The organism is Achromobacter sp. SIMBA_011 (assembly GCF_046535435.1).
GTDB lineage: Bacteria > Pseudomonadota > Gammaproteobacteria > Burkholderiales > Burkholderiaceae_B > Achromobacter > Achromobacter dolens.
The window spans coordinates 24,617-43,497 of record NZ_JAWRWN010000012.1 but is presented as its reverse complement, the minus strand read 5'-3'; the positions used below and the strand labels follow the sequence as shown (position 1 = coordinate 43,497).

The window sequence follows — 18,881 nt, the reverse complement described above, 5'->3', positions numbered from 1 at the left end:
GCGCCACTAGGAGACCGACATGACCCCATTCTTTCGCCGCCTGGCCTGCGCGCTGGCCCTGCCCGCGGCGCTGCTCGCCAGCCCCGCCGTCCACGCCAGCAAGGACGCGCCGGTGATCGGCTTTTCCATCGACGACTTGCGGGTCGAACGCTGGACCCGCGACCGCAACTATTTCGTCGAGGCCGCCACCGCGCTGGGCGCCAAGGTCAACGTGCAATCGGCCAACGCCAGCGAATCGCGCCAGATCGCCCAGGTCGAGAACCTGATCGCCGAGGGCGTGGACGCGCTGGTCATCGTGCCGTTCAATTCCAAGGTGCTGGGCAGCGCCATCGCCAAGGCGCACCGCAACGGCATCAAGGTGATCGCCTACGACCGCCTGATCCTTGGCGCGCCGCTGGACGGCTACGTATCGTTCGACAACATCAAGGTGGGCGAAATGCAGGCCCAGGGCATGGTCGACGCCGTGCCCAAGGGCCGCTACTACCTGCTGGGCGGCGCCTCGACCGACAACAACTCGCGCATGTTCCGCGAGGGCCAGATGAACGTGCTCAAGCCGCTGGTCGCCAAGGGCGACATCACCATCGTCGGCGAGCAATGGACGCCCGAATGGGATCCGTCCAAGGCCCAGACCATCATCGAGAACGCCCTGAACGCCAACGACAACGACATCCAGGCCATCGTCGCCTCCAACGACGGCACCGCCGGCGGCGCGATCCAGGCGCTGACGAGCCAGAAGCTGGCGGGCAAGGTCGCGGTATCCGGCCAGGACGCCGACCTGGCCGGCGTGCGCCGGGTGGCGGCGGGCACGCAGACCATGACGGTCTACAAGCCGATCAAGGCCATCGCCGAGGCGGCCGCGCAGATGGCGGTCAACCTGGTGCAGGGCAAGACGCCCGCTTTCAACGCCAAGCTCGACAACGGCAAGGGCGAGGTCAACGCCCTCCTCATCAAGCCCACGCTGGTCACGCGAGACAATCTGGATATCCTGGTCAAGGACGGGTTCTATACGGCAGACCAGATCGCGGGCAAGTAGCCGGGAGGCGCACCATGGACCAACAGCAACCGCTGTTCGAAATGCGCGGCATCGTCAAGGAATTCGCCGGCGTGCGCGCGCTCTCGGGCGTCAGCCTGAGCGTGCGGCCCGGCGAATGCCTCGGACTGTGCGGCGAAAACGGCGCCGGCAAATCGACCCTGATGAAGGTGCTGTCGGGGGTCTACCCCCACGGCAGCTACCAGGGCCAGATCCTGTGGCAAGGGCGCGAGCTGCGCGCACGCTCGACCCGGGACAGCGAGGAAGCCGGCATTGTCATCCTGCACCAGGAACTGATGCTGGTGCAGCAACTGAGCGTCACCGAGAACATCTTCCTGGGCAACGAAATGCGCCTGCCGGGCGGGCGCATGGACTACCCGTCCATGCACCGCCGCGCCGCCGAGCTGCTGGCCCGGCTCAAGCTCACCGATGTCAACGTGGCCGCGCCCGTCATGAACTACGGCAACGGCCACCAGCAGTTGTTCGAGATCGCCAAGGCGCTGGCCAAGGAAGCGCGCCTGCTGATCTTCGACGAGCCGACCTCCTCGCTCAGCGCCAGGGAGATCGAGGTGCTGCTGGCCATCATCGAAGACCTCAAGCGCGCCGGCGTGGCCTGCATCTACATCTCGCACAAGCTCGACGAGGTCAAACGCCTCTGTGACACCATCACCGTGATCCGCGACGGCCAGCACATCGCCACCCAGCCGGCGGACGCGCTCGACGAAGACAGCATCATCGGCCTGATGGTGGGACGCGCGCTCGAATCGCGCTTTCCGCGCACCGAACGCCAACCGGGCACGGTGGTGCTGCAGGCGCGCGGCGTGACCTGCTGGGACGTCACCAATCCGCGGCGCAAGCGGGTCGACGACGTCGCGCTGCAGGTGCGCGCCGGCGAGATCCTCGGCATCGCCGGCCTGGTGGGCGCGGGCCGCACCGAACTGGTCTCGGCCATCTACGGCGCCTACGCCGGCCGCTACCAGGCGCGGGTGCAGGTGGCCGGCCGCCCGGTGCGCATCACATCCCCGGCCGACGCCATCGCGCACGGCCTGTGCCTGGTGCCCGAGGACCGCAAGCGCCACGGCATCGTGCCGCTGATGAGCGTGGCCGAGAACATCACGCTGGCCAGCCTGGCCGATCATGCCCGCGCCACGCGGGTGGATGGCGATTCGGAACTGGCCACGGTCGAGCGCGAAATCGCGCGCCTGCGCATCAAGACGGCCAGCCCCGGCCTGCCGGTCGCCAGCCTGTCAGGCGGCAACCAGCAGAAAGTGGTGCTGGCGAAGATGGCTCTCAGGCAACCCAAAGTCCTGATCCTGGACGAACCGACGCGCGGCGTCGACATCGGCGCCAAGTACGACATCTACAAGATGATCTTCGATCTCGCCGACCGCGGCGTGGCCATCATCATGGTGTCGTCGGAACTGCCGGAGATCCTCGGCATGAGCGATCGCGTGCTGGTCATGAATGCCGGCCGCATCGCGGCAGACTTTCCCATCCAGGGCCTGACGCCGGAACGCGTGCTCGCCGCCGCCCTCAACACCGACCCGCTGCGGCACGCCGCCTGAACGCCATGACCCAGATACTCGCCTCCTCCTCTTCAGAACCGCGCCGGCGCGGCGGACATCCGCCGCTGCGGCAACTGTTCGCGCGCCACAAGCTGCTGGCCATGCTGCTGGCACTCGCCCTGATCTGGCTGTTCTTCTGGCACCAGACCCATGGCAGCTTCCTGCGGCCCAACAGCATCTCCAACCTGCTGCTGCAGATGTCGGTGACCGGCATGCTGGCCTGCGGCATGGTGCTGGTCATCATCGCCGGAGAGATCGACCTGTCGGTCGGCTCGCTGCTCGGGCTGCTCGGCGGCCTGGTCGCCATCCTGACGGTCAACCTGGGCTGGAACACCTGGTTGTCGGTCGCCGTGGTGCTGGCGGCCGGCGCCGCGCTCGGCCTGGTCAATGGCTATCTCACGACCCGGCTGCGGGTGCCGTCGTTCATCGTCGGCCTGGGCGGCATGCTGGCCTACCGCGGCCTGCTGCAGTTGAGCACCGACAGCGTCACCATCGCGCCCGTGCCCGACGACCTGGGCGCCATCGCCCAGGCGTTCGTGCCGCCCGCCCTGTCCTGGCTGTTCGCCGCGTTGATCGTCGCGCTGACCTGCGGCCTGACGCTGGCGCGCCGGCGGCGCCATCGCCGCCTGGGCCTGGCCGTGGCGCCGCGCTGGATCGACGCGCTGCGCATCGGCGCCATCACCGCCACCGCCGTCGGCTTCGTCCTGGTGCTGAACCAGGCCCACGGCGTGCCGCTGCCGGTGCTGATCCTGCTGGCCCTGCTGGGCGCGTTCTCGTGGATCGCCACGCAGACCGTGTTCGGCCGCCACGTCTACGCGGTTGGCGGCAACGTCGAGGCCAGCCGCCTGTCCGGCGTCAACGTCCAGCGCGTCAAGCTGATGGTGTTCATGCTGATGGGGTTGATGTGCGCGTTCGCCGGCATTGTCACCACCGCGCGTTCGGCGGCCGGCTCGCCTTCGGCCGGCGTGGGCGGCGAACTCGACGCGATCGCCGCCTGCTTCATCGGCGGCACCTCGATGCGCGGCGGCTCCGGCACGGTGTACGGCGCGCTGATCGGCGCGCTGGTCATGGCCAGCCTGGACAACGGCATGCAGCAGATGAACGTCGACACCTCCTGGCAGATGATCGTCAAGGGCGCCGTGCTGGTGCTGGCGGTGTGGATCGACGTGGCGACGAGGTCCGAACGTGCATAACGACATCCTTTCCCGCGTACCCGGCGCCTGCGTGCTCGCCGTCGGCACCTATACCGAAATCCTGCCCCACGTGCAGGGCCGCGGCCAGGGCATCCACCTGCTCGCGTTCGATGGCGCGACGGCATCGTTCCGGCAACGCCAGGTGCTGTCCGGCCCGGTCAACCCCTCCTATTTATGCGCGACGGCCGGCCGCCTCTACAGCGTCAGCGAACAGGAGCAGGACGCGGCGCTGGAGGTTTTCGCGATCGAGGACGGCGCCGCGGCCCTGCGCCCCATCGGGCGCGTCGCCATACCCGGCGCCGCGCCCTGCCACGTCAGCATCAACCGGGCGGCGCGGCAACTGTACGTGTCGAACTACGGCTCCGGCGAACTGCTGTGCTACGCCCTCGACGCCGACGGCCTGCCAAGCGCCGCGCCCCAGGTCATCACGCGAAGCGGCTCCGGGCCGCGCGCCGACCGCCAGGAAGGTCCGCACGTGCATTACGCGGCCCCCGGCGCCGACGGCACGCGGGTCTACCTCTGCGATCTGGGCACCGACACGATTGCCTGCCACCGCGTCCTGCCCGACGGCCTGGAGGCCATGCCGATACGCCAATGGCGCACGCCGCCCGGCGCCGGACCGCGCCATCTCGTGCTGGCGGCCGGCGACACGCTGGCGGTGGTGGTGGAAGAACTGTCCAACACCCTGGCGCTGTACGCGCTGGACGGCGCCGGCAACGCGCTGGCCCGCGCCAGCACGCTGCCGCCCGATTGGCGCGGCGCCAACACCACGTCGGCGCTGCGCCTGCATCCGCGCGGCGACCTGCTGTATGCCGCCAACCGGGGCCACGACAGCATCGCGGTCTTCCGGCTGCGCCGCGCGGCGCCGTGGCTCGAACCGCTCGGTTTCATCGCCGTCGGTGGCCGCACGCCGCGCGACATCGCCTTCACGCCCGATGGCGAATTCCTGCTGCTGGCCGCCCAGGACGATCACCTCCTTCGCGCCGTGCGCATCGATCCGGCCACCGGCCTGGCGCAGTCGCACGGCGCCCCCTACCCGCTGCGCTCTCCCGCCTGCCTGTGCCCTCTGCATTGAACCGGAAACATCCACCGTGACCTCTACCCTGCCCCCCGCCCGCATCATCGTCACCGGCGCCACCGGCCAGCTCGGCCGCAAGGCCCTGGCCATCCTGGCGCGCCAGCCTTGGTGCGAGCACCTGACCGGCATCGACCTGCAGGCGGACGCCAGCGTCTTCAGCCCGGAGCTGCGCGACCGCCTGACCCTGGTGGCCGCCGACCTGCAACGGCCCGATCCCGGCTGGACCCGCCACTTCGCCGGCGCCGACGCGGTATTGCACCTGGCGGCACGCCACTCGACGCCCGACGCCAGTTGGGAAGAGGCGCTGGGCTCTTACGACATGACGCTGAACGTCCTGACGGCCGCCGCCACGCAGGGCGTGCGCCGGCTGCTATTCTCGTCATCGAATCACGCCATGGGCGGCTACAAGGACCTGCCGCTGGCCGCCACGATCGGGCCGGGCAAGCTCACCGCGCGCACGGAGCCCGCGCCCGGCACCCGCTGGTTCGACGGCGAGCGCGAGGTGCATTCGCTGGCCTACGGCACCTCGAAGGTGATGGGCGAGCGGCTGTGCCGCGCCTTTTCCGCCGTCACGCACGGCAAGCTGTCCACCGTGATCGCGCGCATCGGCTGGATTCTGCCGGACGACAACGATCCGCGCGACATGACCTATTCCGGCGTGGCGCATCGGCGCGCGCCGGCGCCCCCCGCGCGGGACGAGCCGGCCCGCCGCGCGCTGGCGTGGTTCCACGATATGTGGCTATCCAATGGGGATTTCGAACGGCTGTTGCTTGCCGCGCTGACCGCGGATGCGTCGAACTGGCCGGACGGCAGCGTGACCGTCAACGGCGTGTCGGCCAACCAGGGCAGCGCCTGGGACGTGGCCGAGGCCCGCGACAGCATTGGTTACGCGCCGCAGGATGACGTGCAGAAGCGCCTGCGCTGAGCGCCCGCGCGCCGGGCTCAGCCGGGCGAGCGGGTCGAATCGCGCACCACCAGCTCATAGCCGAGCGTGCGCACCCGCGCCTGCGGTTCGCGCGAGGCCAACTGCTCGACCGCCGCGTAGGCCATCTCGCGGATGGGCTGGCGCAGCGTGGTCAGCTTGGGCCAGGTCTGGCGTGACAGCGGCGTATCGTCGTAGCCCGCGACCGACAACTCTTGCGGCACCTTGAGGCCGCGCGCGTGCGCCGTGTAGAGCACGCCGGCCGCCATGTCGTCATTGGCCGCGAAGATCGCGGTCGGGCGCTGCGCGCGGTCCAGCAGACGCTGGCCGCACTGCATCCCCGAATCGAACGAATGCAGGCCCTGCTCCACCAGCGCCGGATCGTAGGCCACACCCAGCTCCGCCAGCGCATCGCGGTAGCCATGCAGGCGCTCGCCCACCGCGCCGTGGTCGGGATGCCCGGCCACGAAGCCGATCCGGCGATGGCCCAGGCCGAGCAGGTAACGGGTCATGTCGCGCGCCGCGGCGCGATCGTCGGTGCTGACTTCCAGCCCCCGGGCGCTGGGCGAACCCGGCGCCAGCCGCACGTAGGGCACGTCGCCATGGTCCAACGCCTCGATCAGCGCGCGCACGTCGGACAACGGCGGCGTCAGCACCAGCCCGGCGCAGGCGTGCTGCCGCGCCGCCTGCACGATCTGCGCCGCCAGGTCGGGCGCGCGATAGTCGCAGGGATGCAGCAGCAGGCTGTAGAAATAGCGCTTGCAGGCGTCGAGCGCGCCGTGCTGGATGTTGATCAGGTAGTTGTCGCTGGGGTTGTCGTAGACCAGCATGATCAGATCCGAGCGCTTGCTGGCCAGCCGGCGGGCCGAGGGATTGGGCTGGTACTTCAGCAACTCGATCGCGGCCATGACCTTGGCGCGCGTCTTCTCGCTGGTGTTCGGCTCGTTGTTCAGCACCCGCGAGACGGTCTTGATCGACACGCCCGCTTGGGCCGCCACGTCATCGACGGTGACGGATCCCCTGTCCTTGCCGGTCGCCATGCCGGGGCCCCGCTCAGCGGCCCGCGGCCTTGGCGCTCAGGCCGTTGGCCACGCCCATGTCGGTCTTGGGCACGTCGCGGATCAGCACCCGCACGTCTTCGCCCGAAATGCCGATGCTGTCGCAGACGGCCTGGTTCAGCGCCGCGATCAGCGCCGACTTCTTGGCTTCGTCACGGCCCTCGATCAGCGCCGCGTCGACGCGCGCCATGGCCTTGCCGATTTCGCCCGCCACGATGACGTGTTCGGCGGGGATTTCCTGCAGCACGATGCGCACGCTGGACAGCGGCGCGGCAATGCTTTCCACGACCGCCTGCGAGGCCGCCTTCAGCAACGTGGTCTTCTGGGCGGCCGAATGGCCCTGCATGATCTGGACATTCAAGATTGGCATGACGGATTCCGATATTCCGAATAGTGGCACGCCGGCAGTCGGCGCCGGCCAGCCATCATATCCGGACTGGCCCGAGGCGCAAGCCTGGCCGCGCCGGAATCGGCTCGTCATGACGAGCGGCACCCGCCGCCCGCCTTGCCTGACGGCAAGCGGGGCCTCAGGCCGCCTCGCCTCGCGGCGCCGGTTGCGGCTGGCCCTGCAATTCGGCCTGCGCCGCCTGGCCGTCCTCCGCAGGCGTCTCGGCGGACGGGTCCGTCGGCGCCGTCTCGGCCAGCACCGGCGTAACCAGTTCGACCACCTTCTTGCGCGACAGCATGCCGATGAACTCGTCGTTCTCGCCCGTCACCGCCACCGGCTGGTCGCTGTGCACCAGTTGCGCCAGCACCTCGCCCAGGCCCGCCGTGGCCGGCACCGAGGCCAGATCCTCGACGAAGCGCGACACGTCGCGCCCGCCCTCGCGCACGGCCTGCTCGGCCGCGACCAGCGTCAGCACGCCGGCCAGCCGCTTGCCGTCCAGCACCGGCGCGTATTCGTAGTTGAGCGCGCGCATGCGGTCCACCGCGTGGGCCGGACGCGACCGCATGGTCAGCGTCAGGCGCGCCGGGTTCACCGCATGGGTCGCGTTCAGCACCTTGGTGCGGTTCACGTCCTGCAGGAACGACTGCACGTAATCGTTGGCCGGGTTCAACAGGATGTCTTCCGGCGTGCCTTCCTGCACCAGCTCGCCGTCCTTCAGGATGGCGATGCGGTTGCCCAGGCGCAGCGCCTCGTCCAGGTCATGGGTGATGAAGACGATGGTCTTGTTGAGCTTGGATTGCAGTTGCAGCAACTGGTCCTGCATTTCGCGACGGATCAGCGGATCGAGCGCCGAGAAGGCCTCGTCCATCAGCAGGATCTCCGCGTCGGTGGCGAGCGCGCGCGCCAGGCCGACGCGCTGCTGCATGCCGCCCGACAACTGGTGCGGATACTGCTGTTCGAAGCCCGACAGGCCGACCTGCTCCAGCCATTCGCGGGCGCGCTGCTCGCGCTCGGCGCGGCCCACGCCCTGCACGGCCAGACCGTAGGCGGCGTTGTCCAGCACGGTGCGGTGCGGGAACAGGCCGAAGCGCTGGAACACCATGCTCATCTTCTTCTGGCGGAAGGTCTCCAGGTCGCGCTTGTTCAGGCTGACCACGTCGACGCCGTCGACCAGGATGTGGCCCGCGCTGGGCTCGATCAGGCGGTTGAAGTGGCGGATCAGCGTCGACTTGCCGGAACCCGACAGGCCCATGATGACGTAGATGCTGCCCTCTTCGATCGACAGGCTGATGTCGCGCAGGCCCAGCGTGTGGCCGCTTTCGGCCAGCAGCGCTTCCTTGCTCATGCCGCCCTGGGCGGCTTCCAGCCATTTCTTCGGATGCGGCCCGAAAATCTTGTAGATGTTCTTGACTTCGATCTTGCTCATCGCTGGCCTCCCATGCGCATGCGCTGTCCATACGATTGCGTGATCCGGTCGAACAGCACGGCCAGCACCACGATGCCCAGGCCCGCCAGTAGGCCGCGGCCCACTTCCAGGCGATTGATCCCGAGCAGCACTTCATAGCCCAGGCCGCGCGCGCCGATCATGGAGGCGATCACCACCATCGACAGCGCCATCATCGTGGTCTGGTTGATGCCGGCCATGATGTTGGGCAGGGCCAGCGGCAGTTGCACGCCGAACAGTTGCTGGCGCGGATTGGCGCCGAAGGCGCGCGACGCTTCCAGCACCTCGCGGTCGACCAGGCGGATGCCCAGGTCGGTCAGCCGGATCAGCGGCGGCACGGCGTAGATCACGGTGGCGATGATGGCCGGGATCTTGCCCAGGCCGAACAACATCACGACCGGGATCAGGTACACGAAGCTGGGCATGGTCTGCATCACGTCCAGCACCGGCAGCATGATCGAGCGCAGCCAGTTGACGCGCGCCATCAGCACGCCCAGCGGAATGCCGATGATCACCGACAGTCCGGCCGCCATGATCATCAGCGCCAGCGTCTGCATGCCGGCGTCCCACAGGCCGAGCACGCCAATGACGCACAGCAGCGCGCCCATGGCCAGGCTCAGGCCGATGCGGCGGCTGACCAGCCAGGCGATGGCGATGGTCACGCCGACCACCGCCCACCACGGCGAGCTGCGCAGCACCTGCTCCAGCCACACCAGGGCGTGCAGCACGGGCTGGGACAGCGTCTCCAGGGTGTCGGCGTAATTGGTGACCAGATGATCGACGAATCCGTCGATGGCCCCGCGCACCTGACGCGCGGGAATGATTTCAGGAAACATGTTTTTGACTCCATTTCAGCGCGTTCGCCACGCGCCGCGCCGTGCGCCAGCACGGCATCCGGCACGGAGACCGGCGGCGGCGCCCTCGCGGGGAGCGGCCGTCGGCAAGGGCGAAACACGCTTACAGTCCGGCGCGGGAGCAATACCTCCCGCGCATTGCCCGCATGGCGGGCAGTCCGCCTGCCGGAGGGCTTTTTCCCCTTGGGGTCATCCCAAGGGGAAAAAGTCCAACCCGGCGGGCCGTCCCGGCAAGCCGGAGCGGCCCGCCGCCGGAAAGGCGGCGCGGGTTACAGCGCGCTTTGCACGCGCCCGGCGACGTCGGCGGGGACCCACTTGGTCCAGACGTCGGGCTTGTTCTTCAGGAACCACTTGGCCACGGCGCCGGACTCGTCGCCGGTTTCCTCCATGTGGGCCAGGGTCTCGTTCATCACGGGCAGCGGCACCGAGACCTTCGACAGGAACTCGGTCAGCACCGGCGCTTCCTGCGAGAACTTGGTGTTCACCGCGGTGAAGACGGGATTGTCGGGATAGGCGCTGGCCTCGGGCTTGGCGCACTTGGGCGACGTCAGGCACTTGTGCTTGTCGGCATCGTAGGGCGGCATTTCCAGCTTGACCAGGTCCATGGCGCCCACCAGCGGCGTGGGCGACCAGTAGTAGAAGACCACGTTCTGCTTGCGCTTGTAGGCCGACATCAGGGCCGCCTTCTGCGCCGCGCCGGTGCCCGGCGAGTACAGCGTGTAGGTGTCGTCCAGCTTGAGGGCGTGGAACAGGTTGGTGCTGGTGACTTCGCAACCCCAGCCCGCCGGGCAGCCGTAGAAACGGCCCTTGCCGGGCTCCTCGGGGTCCTTGAACTTGTCCTTGAACTTCGGCAGGTCGGCCGCGGACTTCAGCTCGGGCAGGCGCTCGGCGGTGTAGCGCGGGATGTACCAGGCCTCGCCGCCCATGTAGAGATCGCCGATCCGTTTGACGCGGCCGGTCTTTTCGGCGCGTTCCCAGGGGTCGGCGACGCTGTTCAGCCAGATCTCGGTGTTGATGTCCAGGTCACCGCGCTCGAGCGCGGCCAGGGCCGGCAGGGTCTCGGTAGGCAGGGTTTCGGTCTTGCAACCGTAGCCCTTTTCCATGATGAAACGTTCGACATCGACCAGGACCAGATTGGATTCCCAGTTCATGGCGCCGAAGTTGATCGGACGCTTGAGTTCGCATTGCGGCGCATCGGCGGCTTGGGCCGAACCGGCGAAGGCGAACAAGACGGCCGCGGCGGCCAGGGTCTTGACGGGGGTGAAACGCATTGGCTTTTGCCTCCATAGGTTCAGGGACACGGCGGCGCTGGTCCGGCCGTGCCATGGAGCTAAGGGGGTTGTGCGGAAGACGGGCAGAACCGCCAATACAAACCGACACTAGCAACAAGAGGATCCGCAGGGTGCGGGGTCTTGCAAGACAGGAGCCTCGAAAAACGGAGTTTTCGAGAACCCACAGATAGTGAACAAACTGAAAGAAGAAGCCAGCATCTTAACCGAAATTAATGCATAGCCCAAGCCCGCACCTGAACGAATCAGATACATTCACGCCGAAAAGCGTTCGGAAAAACCCTTATTCCCAAGAGGCGATTCCCCGTTTTCCCCTGGGGAATCGCCCCTCGAAAACATGGATACATTTAGTTAATATTTTGTTCTTATAAATACATTTGACGCTTCCAAAACCCGGTTTCAGGGTCTTGGATCGGCGTCCCGGTACATGTAGTCGCGCCGCCACGGGTAGGCCAGGTCGGGCGGATTGTCGAGCTCGTCCGGACGCCCCGTGGCCGGGTATTGGCCCACGATCTGGTGCAACGCGATCCAGCCGTGCTCGAAGCCCATGGCGCAACCCGCCAGGTAGAGACGATAGGCGCGCAGCGAACGCTCGCCCTGCTCGCCGCCCAGGATCCGGGCGGCCTCGGCCAGGTTGGCCTCGAGCGCGTCGCTCCACGCCCACAGGGTTCGGGCATAGTGCGGCCGCAGATTCTCCACGTCCACCTCTTCCAGGCCGCCGTTGGTCATGGCCTCCATGACAACGCTGATGTGGGTCAGCTCGCCGCCAGGGAAGATGTACTTCTCGATGAATTCGCCCATGCCGCTGCCCAGTTCGGCGTTGTAGACGCCGGCCGCGGTGATGCCATGGTTCATGATCAGCCCGCCCGGCTTGAGCAGCCGGCGCAGCTTGGCGAAGTAGCCTTCCAACTGGGCCCGGCCGACGTGCTCGAACATGCCGACCGAGGCGATCTTGTCATAGGGCGTGGCCTCGTCGAGCTTGCGATAGTCCAGCAGCTCCACCCGCACGCGGTCGCCCAGGCCCTTTTCCTGGATCAGCCGGGTGACGTGCGCGTGCTGGTTGCGCGACAACGTGATGCCGGTGGCGTCCACGCCGTAGTGCTCGGCGGCCCACAGCAGCAGCCCACCCCAGCCCGCGCCCACATCGAGGAATCGCTCGCCCGGCCGCAGCCGCAGCTTGCGGCAGATGTGGTCGAGCTTGGCTTCCTGGGCCTGGGCCAGGTTCATGCCCGGCTCGCGGTAGTAGGCGCAGGAATAGACCCGGCGCGGATCGAGCCACAAGGCGTAGAAATCGTCGGACAGGTCGTAATGGAATTCGATCTGGCGGGCATCGCGCTCCATCGAGTGGCGCCACACCGACATCACCTTGCGCACCAGCTCGGTCAGCCAGCCGCCGCGCGCCGCGTCCACCGGCGAACCCGGCAACAGCGCCGCGGCCGCGGCCATCACGTCGCGCATCGAACCTTCGATATCGATGCGGCCCTCGACGTAGTCCTGCCCCAGCACGCCCACGGCGCCCTCGGCCAGGTGAGCCAGCGCGGTCTTGTCATGCGTCACGAACCGCACGCGGGGATCCGGCGGCCCGACCACGGTGCCATCGGGCAGCACCAACTGGACAGTGACGGGCAAAGCCTGGAGCTTGCGTTCCACAACAGACAGCAAAGGACTCACAGCATCTCCTCTGGAATACGTACGGACACGGACAGACTGTATCGGAAATCACTTGCAATTTGCGTGTAAGGCGACGCGTGATACAGTCATTGGCTTGGTGCAAAACGCGCAATGCCGCGCGACGCACCCTGTCAATTGCGCGACCCCGTCGCGATCCACATGCCCCCTACCCATTCTTCCCGCGGCGCGCTGCCGGGCTGGCTCATCCTCATGGGCGCGCTGACGGCGATCGGTCCTTTCGCCATCGACATGTACCTGCCGGCGTTCCCGACGATCGCCGCCAACCTCGGCGTGCCGCGCGGCGATGTCGAGCGCACGCTGGCCGCCTACCTGATCGGCCTGGCGCTGGCGCAGGTGTTCTATGGTCCGATGGCCGACCGCTTCGGCCGCAAGCCGCCGCTGCTGGTGGGCCTGGCGCTATTCATGATCGCGTCGCTGGGTTGCGCCCTGGCCGGCTCCGTCGAGGCGCTGACCGGCTGGCGCGTGGTGCAGGCGATGGGCGGCGCGGCCGGCATCGTGATCCCGCGCGCCGTCATCCGCGACCATTACGAAACCCACGAAGCGGCGCGCGCCATGTCGCTGCTGATGCTGATCATGGGTCTCGCGCCGATCCTCGCCCCGCTGGCCGGCGGGCAATTGCTGGGCATCGCCAGCTGGCGCAGCCTGTTCTGGGTGATGCTGACCGGCGGCGCCATGCTGATGACGGCCGTCGTGCTCATCATGAAGGAATCGCTGGCGCCCGAACGGGTGGTGCCGCTGCGCTGGCACACCATCTTGCAGAACTATCGCGCGCTGTTCGCGCACCGCGGGTTCATGGCGCACAGCCTGGCCGGCGGCTTCGGCCAGGCCGGCATGTTCGCCTACATCATCGGCTCGCCGCGGGTGTTCATCGAACTATACGGCGTTGACCCCAAGTATTACGGCCTGCTGTTCGGCACCAACGCGCTGTCGCTCATCGTCTGCTCGCAGATCAGCGCCCGCCTGCTGCGCACCTATACCCCGCGCCAACTGCAGCGCCGCGCCCTGACCGCGCTGGCCTGCGCCAGCCTGGCGGCGGTGGCGCTGACGCTGGGGGGCTGGATGACGCTGCCGCTGTTGATGGCCTGCCTGATCTGCTACATGGGCAGCCAGGGCTTCGTCAATCCCAACTCGGCGGCCCTGGCGCTGTCGGATCAGGGCAAGCGCCTGGGCGCGGCGTCGGCGCTATTGGGGACGCTTCAACTGTCGTGCGGCGCGCTGGCCGGTTTCGCCGTCAGCGCCTGGCAGACCGACAGCGCCCTGCCCCTGACGACCACGCTGGCGACCTGCGCCTGCCTGTCCTGGCTGTCGGGACGCGTGGCGCAATCGCACCCGGCCTGAGCGCAGGGACATAACGCCGCCGGCACGGGGACGGAAGCCGGCCCGCGCCGCGCAGCGGAATATGCCTGCCGAAATCGAGCCCGACGGGCGCCGCGAGCGGCGCCCGTCGCGGCTAGCGCGCCACGCTTTTCCATGTGTCGCCGCCTCGACACTTGATTTTCCTGGATTTTTCGTATTAGAATCTACGTCTTCACATGAAGTTTCCCGTGCTGGACTACTATGCTTTGTAGTTCAACACTCTGACCCCCAAGCGCATTTTTTTGCGGATGGCAGGCAGCGGGTATAAGCACTGGGCGGGATTCCAAAGATTCCCCCCTCATCCACTAAGACTGGGTGGCCGGCAAGATGGCAAGACCTCGTGGCAAGACCACGACGATCCCAGCCTCTGATATTTCTTAGCCCGGCGGCTGAAACCCTGTCTCCCCCCGGCGATGCGCAAGAATAAATGAGGTGCATCCATGGCACGCGTATGCCAAGTGACCGGCAAAGGCCCGATGGTGGGCAACAACGTTTCGCACGCGAACAACAAGACCAAGCGTCGCTTCCTGCCCAACCTGCAATCGCGCCGGTTCTGGGTTGAAAGCGAAAACCGCTGGGTGCGTCTGCGCGTCTCGGCCAAGGCCATCCGCACGATCGACAAGAACGGCATCGACGCCGTGCTGGCCGACCTGCGTGCCCGCGGCGAACTGGCCTAATCGGCCCCCCGCCAATCTGACATACTAGGAGCACGACATGGCCAAAGGTATCCGCGAAAAGATCAAGCTCGAGTCGACTGCCGGCACGGGTCATTTCTACACGACCACCAAGAACAAGCGCAACATGCCCGAGAAGATGCTGATCAAGAAGTTTGATCCGGTCGCTCGCAAGCACGTTGACTACAAGGAAACCAAGCTGAAGTAATTCAGCCGGTCTCCGGAAAGTCGAAAAGGCCCTGCTTTCGCGGGGCTTTTTTCATTGATGGGCCCTGCGTGACGGGGCCTTTTTCATTGGCGCGCCGGCCAGACGCACCGGACGCAAACCATTGGGGTCCGCCTGCAGGCCCGCGGCGGGCCATTTTTCCTGGCGCCAGGCAGGCGAGCATGCTTCAATTGGGCCGAACCGAACCCGTGTCCGACACGGCCCGGCCTGCCCGGGCCCTTTCCCGCCTGCGATATCCGCCATGCTCCGTCCCTGCCTGACCCTGCTGCGCCGCGCGCTCGCCCCCGCGCTCCTGGCCCTGGCGCTGACCCCCGTCGCGTCCGCCAAAGACACCAAAGACAAGGAACCGCCGATCCGCATCGGCGAGATCAACAGCTACAAGGCGATTCCCGCCTTCCTGGGCCCGTACAAGAAGGGCTGGCAACTGGCGCTGGAAGAAGTCAACGCGTCCGGCGGCGTGCTGGGCCGCAAGCTCGAGGTGATTTCGCGCGACGACAACGGCAACCCAGGCGATTCGGTCCGCGCCGCCCAGGAACTGCTGGCCCGCGAAAAGGTGGATCTGCTGTTCGGCGGCTTCCTGTCCAACACCGGCCTGGCGCTGACCGATTTCGCCAAGCAGCAGCAGGTGTTCTTCCTGGCGGCCGAGCCGCTGACCGACAAGATCACCTGGCAGGAAGGCAACCGCTATACCTGGCGCCTGCGGCCTTCGACCTGGATGCACGTAGCCGCGCTGGCGCCCAAGGCGCTGGCGCTGCGCAAGAAGCGCTGGGCCATCGTCTACCCCAATTACGAGTACGGCCAATCGGCCGTGGCCACCTTCAAGGCCATGATGAAGTCGTTCCAGTCCGACGTCGAATTCGTCGCCGAGCAGGCCGTGCCGCTGGGCAAGGTCGACGCCGGCGCGGTGGTCCAGGCCCTGGCCGACGCCAAGCCGGACGCCATCTTCAACGTGCTGTTCGCCGCCGACCTGACGCGCTTCGTGCGCGAGGGCAACACCCGCGGCCTGTTCGAGAACCGCGCCGTGGTCTCGGTGCTGTCCGGCGAACCGGAGTACCTGGAGCCGCTGGGCGCCGACACGCCGTCGGGCTGGATCGTCACCGGCTACCCCTGGTACGCCATCGACACCCCGGCCAACAAAGCCTTCGTCGAGGCCTACCGCAAGCGCTACAACGAGACGCCCAAGGTCGGCTCGGTGGTCGGCTACGCGTCGCTCATGTCGATCGCCCAGGGCCTGAAGGCGGCCGGCGAGGTCGACACCGAAAAACTCGTCGACGCCTTCGCCGGGCTGAAAGTGGACACGCCCTACGGCCCGATCCAGTACCGCAAGATCGACCACCAGTCGACCATGGGCGTCTACATCGGCGTCACCGCGGTCGAGGACGGCAAGGGCATCATGAAGGACTTCGCCTACATCGACGGCGCGCGCCTGCAACCGCCGGACGAACAAGTTCGCAAGATGCGCCCGCACTGATGAGCCTGTCCGGGCTGCTGTCGCAGTTGCTCAACGGCCTGGCGGATGCCAGCGCGCTGTTCCTGGTGGCCGCCGGCCTGTCGCTGATCTTCGGCGTCACGCGGGTCGTCAATTTCGCGCACGGCTCCTTCTACATGCTGGGGATATACCTCGCCTGGAGCTTCACCCGGTATTTCGGTGACGGCCCGGGCTACTGGGCCGGGCTGCTGCTGGCGGCGCTGGCCACCGGCCTGATCGGCGCCGCGGCTGAACTGCTGGTGCTCAAGCGGCTATACCGCGCGCCGGAACTGTTCCAGTTGCTGGCGACCTTCGCGCTGGTGCTGATCATCGGCGACGCCGCTCTGGCGATCTGGGGCCCGGAAGACCTGTTCGCGGCCCGCGCGCCCGGCCTCTCCGGCGCGGTCGAAATCCTGGGCAGGCGCTTTCCCCAATATGACCTGCTGCTAATCGTGGCCGGCCCGGTGGTGCTGGGCCTGCTGTGGCTGCTGCTGATGCGCACCCGCTGGGGCCGGCTGCTGCGCGCCGCCGCCGAGAACCGCGACATGCTGGCCGCGCTCGGCGTCAACCAGGCCTGGCTGTTCACCTCGGCCTTCACGCTGGGCGCGTTCCTGGCCGGGCTCGGCGGCGCGCTGGCCGCGCCGCGCGTGCCCGCCACGCTCGGGCTCGATCTGGAGATCATCGCCAGCGCCTTCGTAGTCGTTGTCGTCGGCGGCCTGGGCTCGATTCCCGGCGCCTTCCTGGCGGCGGTGCTGATCTGCTGCGTCAAGGCCGTCTTCGTCTTCCTGGGGCAAGTGCAGATCGGCCCCTGGCTGTTCAACCTGTCCAAGCTCACCCTGCTGGCCGAATTCGCCGTGATGGCCGTCGTGCTGGTGGCGCGTCCCTGGGGCCTGCTGGGCCAGCCGCCGGCGCCCTCCTCGCATGCGCTGGCGGCCGAGGCGCCCATCGCCCCCGCCGGCCGCCGTCTGCGGCTGGCCTACGGCGCGTTGCTGGCATTGCTGGTCCTGGCGCCCCTGGCGACCGCGCAGTGGCCGTATCTGGGCATCCTGCTGACCGAAGTGCTGATCGCCGCCCTGTTCGCCGCGAGCCTGCATTTCCTGACCGGCCTGGCCGGCATGACCACATTCGGCCACGCCGCCTGGTTCGGCCTGGGCGCCTACGGCGCGGCGCTGCTGCTGAAACTGGCGGCCCTGCCGATGGAAGCCGCGTTGCTGCTGGGCCCGCTGGCCGCCGGGCTTGGCGCGGCGCTGTTCGGCTGGTTCTGCGTGCGCCTGTCCGGCGTGTACCTGGCGATGCTGACCCTGGCCGTGGCGCAGATCCTGTGGGCGCTGGCCTATCAATGGGATGCGATGACCGGCGGCAGCAACGGCCTGACCGGCCTGTGGCCGTCGCGCTGGCTGACGCAGGGCCCCTGGTTCTACTACCTGACGCTGGCGCTTTGCGCGCTCGGCATCGCCTGGCTGCGGCGCCTGGCGTTCTCGCCGCTGGGCTACGCACTGCGCGGCGCGCGCGATTCGGCCTTGCGGGCCGAAGCGCAGGGCATGGACATCCGCCGCATCCAGTGGGCCGGCTTCGTGGCGGCGTCGCTGGCCGCGGGCATGGCCGGGGCGCTGTACGCGTTCTCCAAGGGCAGCATCGCTCCCGACGTGCTCGGCGTGAGCCGGTCGGTGGATGGGCTGGTGATGGTGCTGCTGGGCGGTCTGCAGACGCTGGCCGGCCCGCTGGTCGGCGCGGCCGCCTACACCTGGCTGCAGGATGTCGCGGCACGCAGCACGGACTACTGGCACGCGGTGCTGGGGCTCGCCATCCTGGCGCTGGTGATGGCGTTCCCGTCGGGCCTGGCGGGCGCCGCCGCGCGCTGGACGCGGAGGCGCGCATGACCGCCAACGCCTTGCTGACGGTCGAGGGACTGCGCAAATCATTCGGCGGCATCGACGCGCTGGCGGATGTCTCGTTCCAGCTCGAGGCCGGCCAGATGCTGGCGTTGATCGGCCCGAACGGCGCCGGCAAGTCCACCTGCTTCAACGTGCTGGGCGGCCAGTTGCGACCCGATACCGGATCGGTGCGGCTGGACGGCCGCGAGCTGGTGGGCCTGACGGCGGGCAAGATCTGCCGCCTGGGCGTTGGGCGCACCTTCCAGACCGCCGCCACCTTCCGCTCGATGACGGTGCTTGAAAACGTGCAGACGGCCCTGCTGTCGCGCGACCGCCTGTTGTTCCGTCCCTGGCGCCGCGCCGCATTGCACCGCGCCGACGAGGCCATGGCGCTGCTGGAACAGGTGCGGATGGCCGCCCAGGCCGGCGCGCACTGCGGCGCCCTGGCCTACGGCGACGTCAAGCGGGTCGAGCTGGCCATGGCGTTGGCGCACCGGCCGAAGCTGCTGCTGATGGACGAACCCACCGCCGGCATGGCCACCAACGAACGCCACGCGCTCATGCGCCTGACGCGTGAACTGGCCGACACGCAGCGCATGGCCGTACTGTTCACCGAGCACAGCCTGGACGTGGTCTTCAAACATGCCGACCGCATCGCCGTGCTGGTGCGCGGCCGCCTGCTGGCCGAGGGCCCGCCAGACCGGATCGCGGCCGACGCACGCGTCCAGGCCGCCTATCTCGGCACCGACGCGCCGCCCCCCTGAGACCGG

Annotated in this window: 17 protein-coding genes; 11 read left to right on the top strand and 6 right to left on the bottom strand. The window is 68.1% G+C overall.

Annotated features, from left to right (window positions below; translation table 11 throughout):
• Nucleotides 1-19 precede the first annotated feature (19 nt).
• From xylF to SB816_RS27615, 5 genes are read left to right on the top strand one after another with little or no spacing between them, the layout of a single operon-like run.
• Complete coding sequence (xylF, locus tag SB816_RS27635) at nucleotides 20-1,033, top strand: D-xylose ABC transporter substrate-binding protein (protein WP_054503246.1); 1,014 nt, start codon at nucleotides 20-22, stop codon at nucleotides 1,031-1,033.
• Nucleotides 1,034-1,047: 14 nt separating this feature from the next.
• A complete protein-coding gene (locus tag SB816_RS27630; protein ID WP_269873494.1) occupies nucleotides 1,048-2,595 on the top strand; it encodes a xylose ABC transporter ATP-binding protein in 1,548 nt (515 codons plus the stop codon).
• Nucleotides 2,596-2,600: 5 nt separating this feature from the next.
• Nucleotides 2,601-3,788 carry a sugar ABC transporter permease gene (locus tag SB816_RS27625; protein WP_116792144.1) on the top strand — a complete coding sequence of 396 codons (1,188 nt, stop codon included), beginning with the start codon at nucleotides 2,601-2,603 and terminating at the stop codon, nucleotides 3,786-3,788.
• Nucleotides 3,781-4,863, top strand: coding sequence for a lactonase family protein (locus SB816_RS27620; protein ID WP_410547814.1), 1,083 nt, complete (start codon nucleotides 3,781-3,783; stop codon nucleotides 4,861-4,863). The genes SB816_RS27625 and SB816_RS27620 overlap by 8 nt, the downstream gene beginning before the upstream one ends.
• A gap of 16 nt (nucleotides 4,864-4,879) precedes the next feature.
• Nucleotides 4,880-5,791, top strand: a complete 912-nt coding sequence (locus SB816_RS27615) for an NAD-dependent epimerase/dehydratase family protein (RefSeq protein ID WP_054503249.1) — start codon at nucleotides 4,880-4,882, stop codon at nucleotides 5,789-5,791.
• A 17-nt stretch (nucleotides 5,792-5,808) separates the two neighbouring features.
• Here the strand turns inward: SB816_RS27615 and SB816_RS27610 are convergent, their stop codons facing one another.
• The 6 genes from SB816_RS27610 to SB816_RS27585 all read right to left on the bottom strand — a co-directional run bounded on the left by SB816_RS27610 (nucleotide 5,809) and on the right by SB816_RS27585 (nucleotide 12,492).
• The gene (locus SB816_RS27610; RefSeq protein ID WP_054503250.1) at nucleotides 5,809-6,828 is read right to left on the bottom strand and encodes a LacI family DNA-binding transcriptional regulator; all 1,020 of its coding nucleotides are present in this window, start codon (nucleotides 6,826-6,828) and stop codon (nucleotides 5,809-5,811) included.
• A gap of 13 nt (nucleotides 6,829-6,841) precedes the next feature.
• Nucleotides 6,842-7,216 (bottom strand): tautomerase family protein, encoded by a 375-nt coding sequence (locus tag SB816_RS27605; RefSeq protein ID WP_054503251.1) that lies wholly within the window; start codon nucleotides 7,214-7,216, stop codon nucleotides 6,842-6,844.
• 157 nt (nucleotides 7,217-7,373) lie between these two features.
• Nucleotides 7,374-8,660, bottom strand: a complete 1,287-nt coding sequence (locus tag SB816_RS27600) for a glycine betaine/L-proline ABC transporter ATP-binding protein (protein ID WP_054503252.1) — start codon at nucleotides 8,658-8,660, stop codon at nucleotides 7,374-7,376.
• Entirely contained in the window at nucleotides 8,657-9,514 is an 858-nt protein-coding gene (locus SB816_RS27595; protein WP_006385635.1) for an ABC transporter permease, read from the bottom strand. The genes SB816_RS27600 and SB816_RS27595 overlap by 4 nt, the downstream gene beginning before the upstream one ends.
• A 287-nt stretch (nucleotides 9,515-9,801) precedes the next feature.
• Nucleotides 9,802-10,803 (bottom strand): ABC transporter substrate-binding protein, encoded by a 1,002-nt coding sequence (locus SB816_RS27590; protein ID WP_049072697.1) that lies wholly within the window; start codon nucleotides 10,801-10,803, stop codon nucleotides 9,802-9,804.
• Between the two features lie 417 nt (nucleotides 10,804-11,220).
• Complete coding sequence (locus SB816_RS27585) at nucleotides 11,221-12,492, bottom strand: class I SAM-dependent methyltransferase (protein ID WP_116792146.1); 1,272 nt, start codon at nucleotides 12,490-12,492, stop codon at nucleotides 11,221-11,223.
• A gap of 210 nt (nucleotides 12,493-12,702) precedes the next feature.
• On the opposite strand from SB816_RS27585, the gene SB816_RS27580 reads away from it, so the two are divergent.
• The 6 genes from SB816_RS27580 to SB816_RS27555 all read left to right on the top strand — a co-directional run bounded on the left by SB816_RS27580 (nucleotide 12,703) and on the right by SB816_RS27555 (nucleotide 18,875).
• A complete protein-coding gene (locus tag SB816_RS27580; RefSeq protein ID WP_054503254.1) occupies nucleotides 12,703-13,851 on the top strand; it encodes a Bcr/CflA family multidrug efflux MFS transporter in 1,149 nt (382 codons plus the stop codon).
• A gap of 458 nt (nucleotides 13,852-14,309) precedes the next feature.
• The gene (gene rpmB / locus SB816_RS27575; RefSeq protein WP_054503255.1) at nucleotides 14,310-14,546 is read left to right on the top strand and encodes a 50S ribosomal protein L28; all 237 of its coding nucleotides are present in this window, start codon (nucleotides 14,310-14,312) and stop codon (nucleotides 14,544-14,546) included.
• Between the two features lie 37 nt (nucleotides 14,547-14,583).
• Complete coding sequence (rpmG, locus tag SB816_RS27570) at nucleotides 14,584-14,751, top strand: 50S ribosomal protein L33 (protein ID WP_003810296.1); 168 nt, start codon at nucleotides 14,584-14,586, stop codon at nucleotides 14,749-14,751.
• A 259-nt stretch (nucleotides 14,752-15,010) separates the two neighbouring features.
• Entirely contained in the window at nucleotides 15,011-16,240 is a 1,230-nt protein-coding gene (locus SB816_RS27565; protein ID WP_082401958.1) for an ABC transporter substrate-binding protein, read from the top strand.
• Complete coding sequence (locus tag SB816_RS27560; protein WP_175189786.1) at nucleotides 16,240-18,117, top strand: ABC transporter permease; 1,878 nt, start codon at nucleotides 16,240-16,242, stop codon at nucleotides 18,115-18,117. Before SB816_RS27565 ends, SB816_RS27560 begins: the two co-directional genes overlap by 1 nt.
• Nucleotides 18,114-18,875, top strand: a complete 762-nt coding sequence (locus SB816_RS27555) for an ABC transporter ATP-binding protein (protein ID WP_064523437.1) — start codon at nucleotides 18,114-18,116, stop codon at nucleotides 18,873-18,875. Before SB816_RS27560 ends, SB816_RS27555 begins: the two co-directional genes overlap by 4 nt.
• The last annotated feature ends 6 nt before the right edge of the window (nucleotides 18,876-18,881 follow it).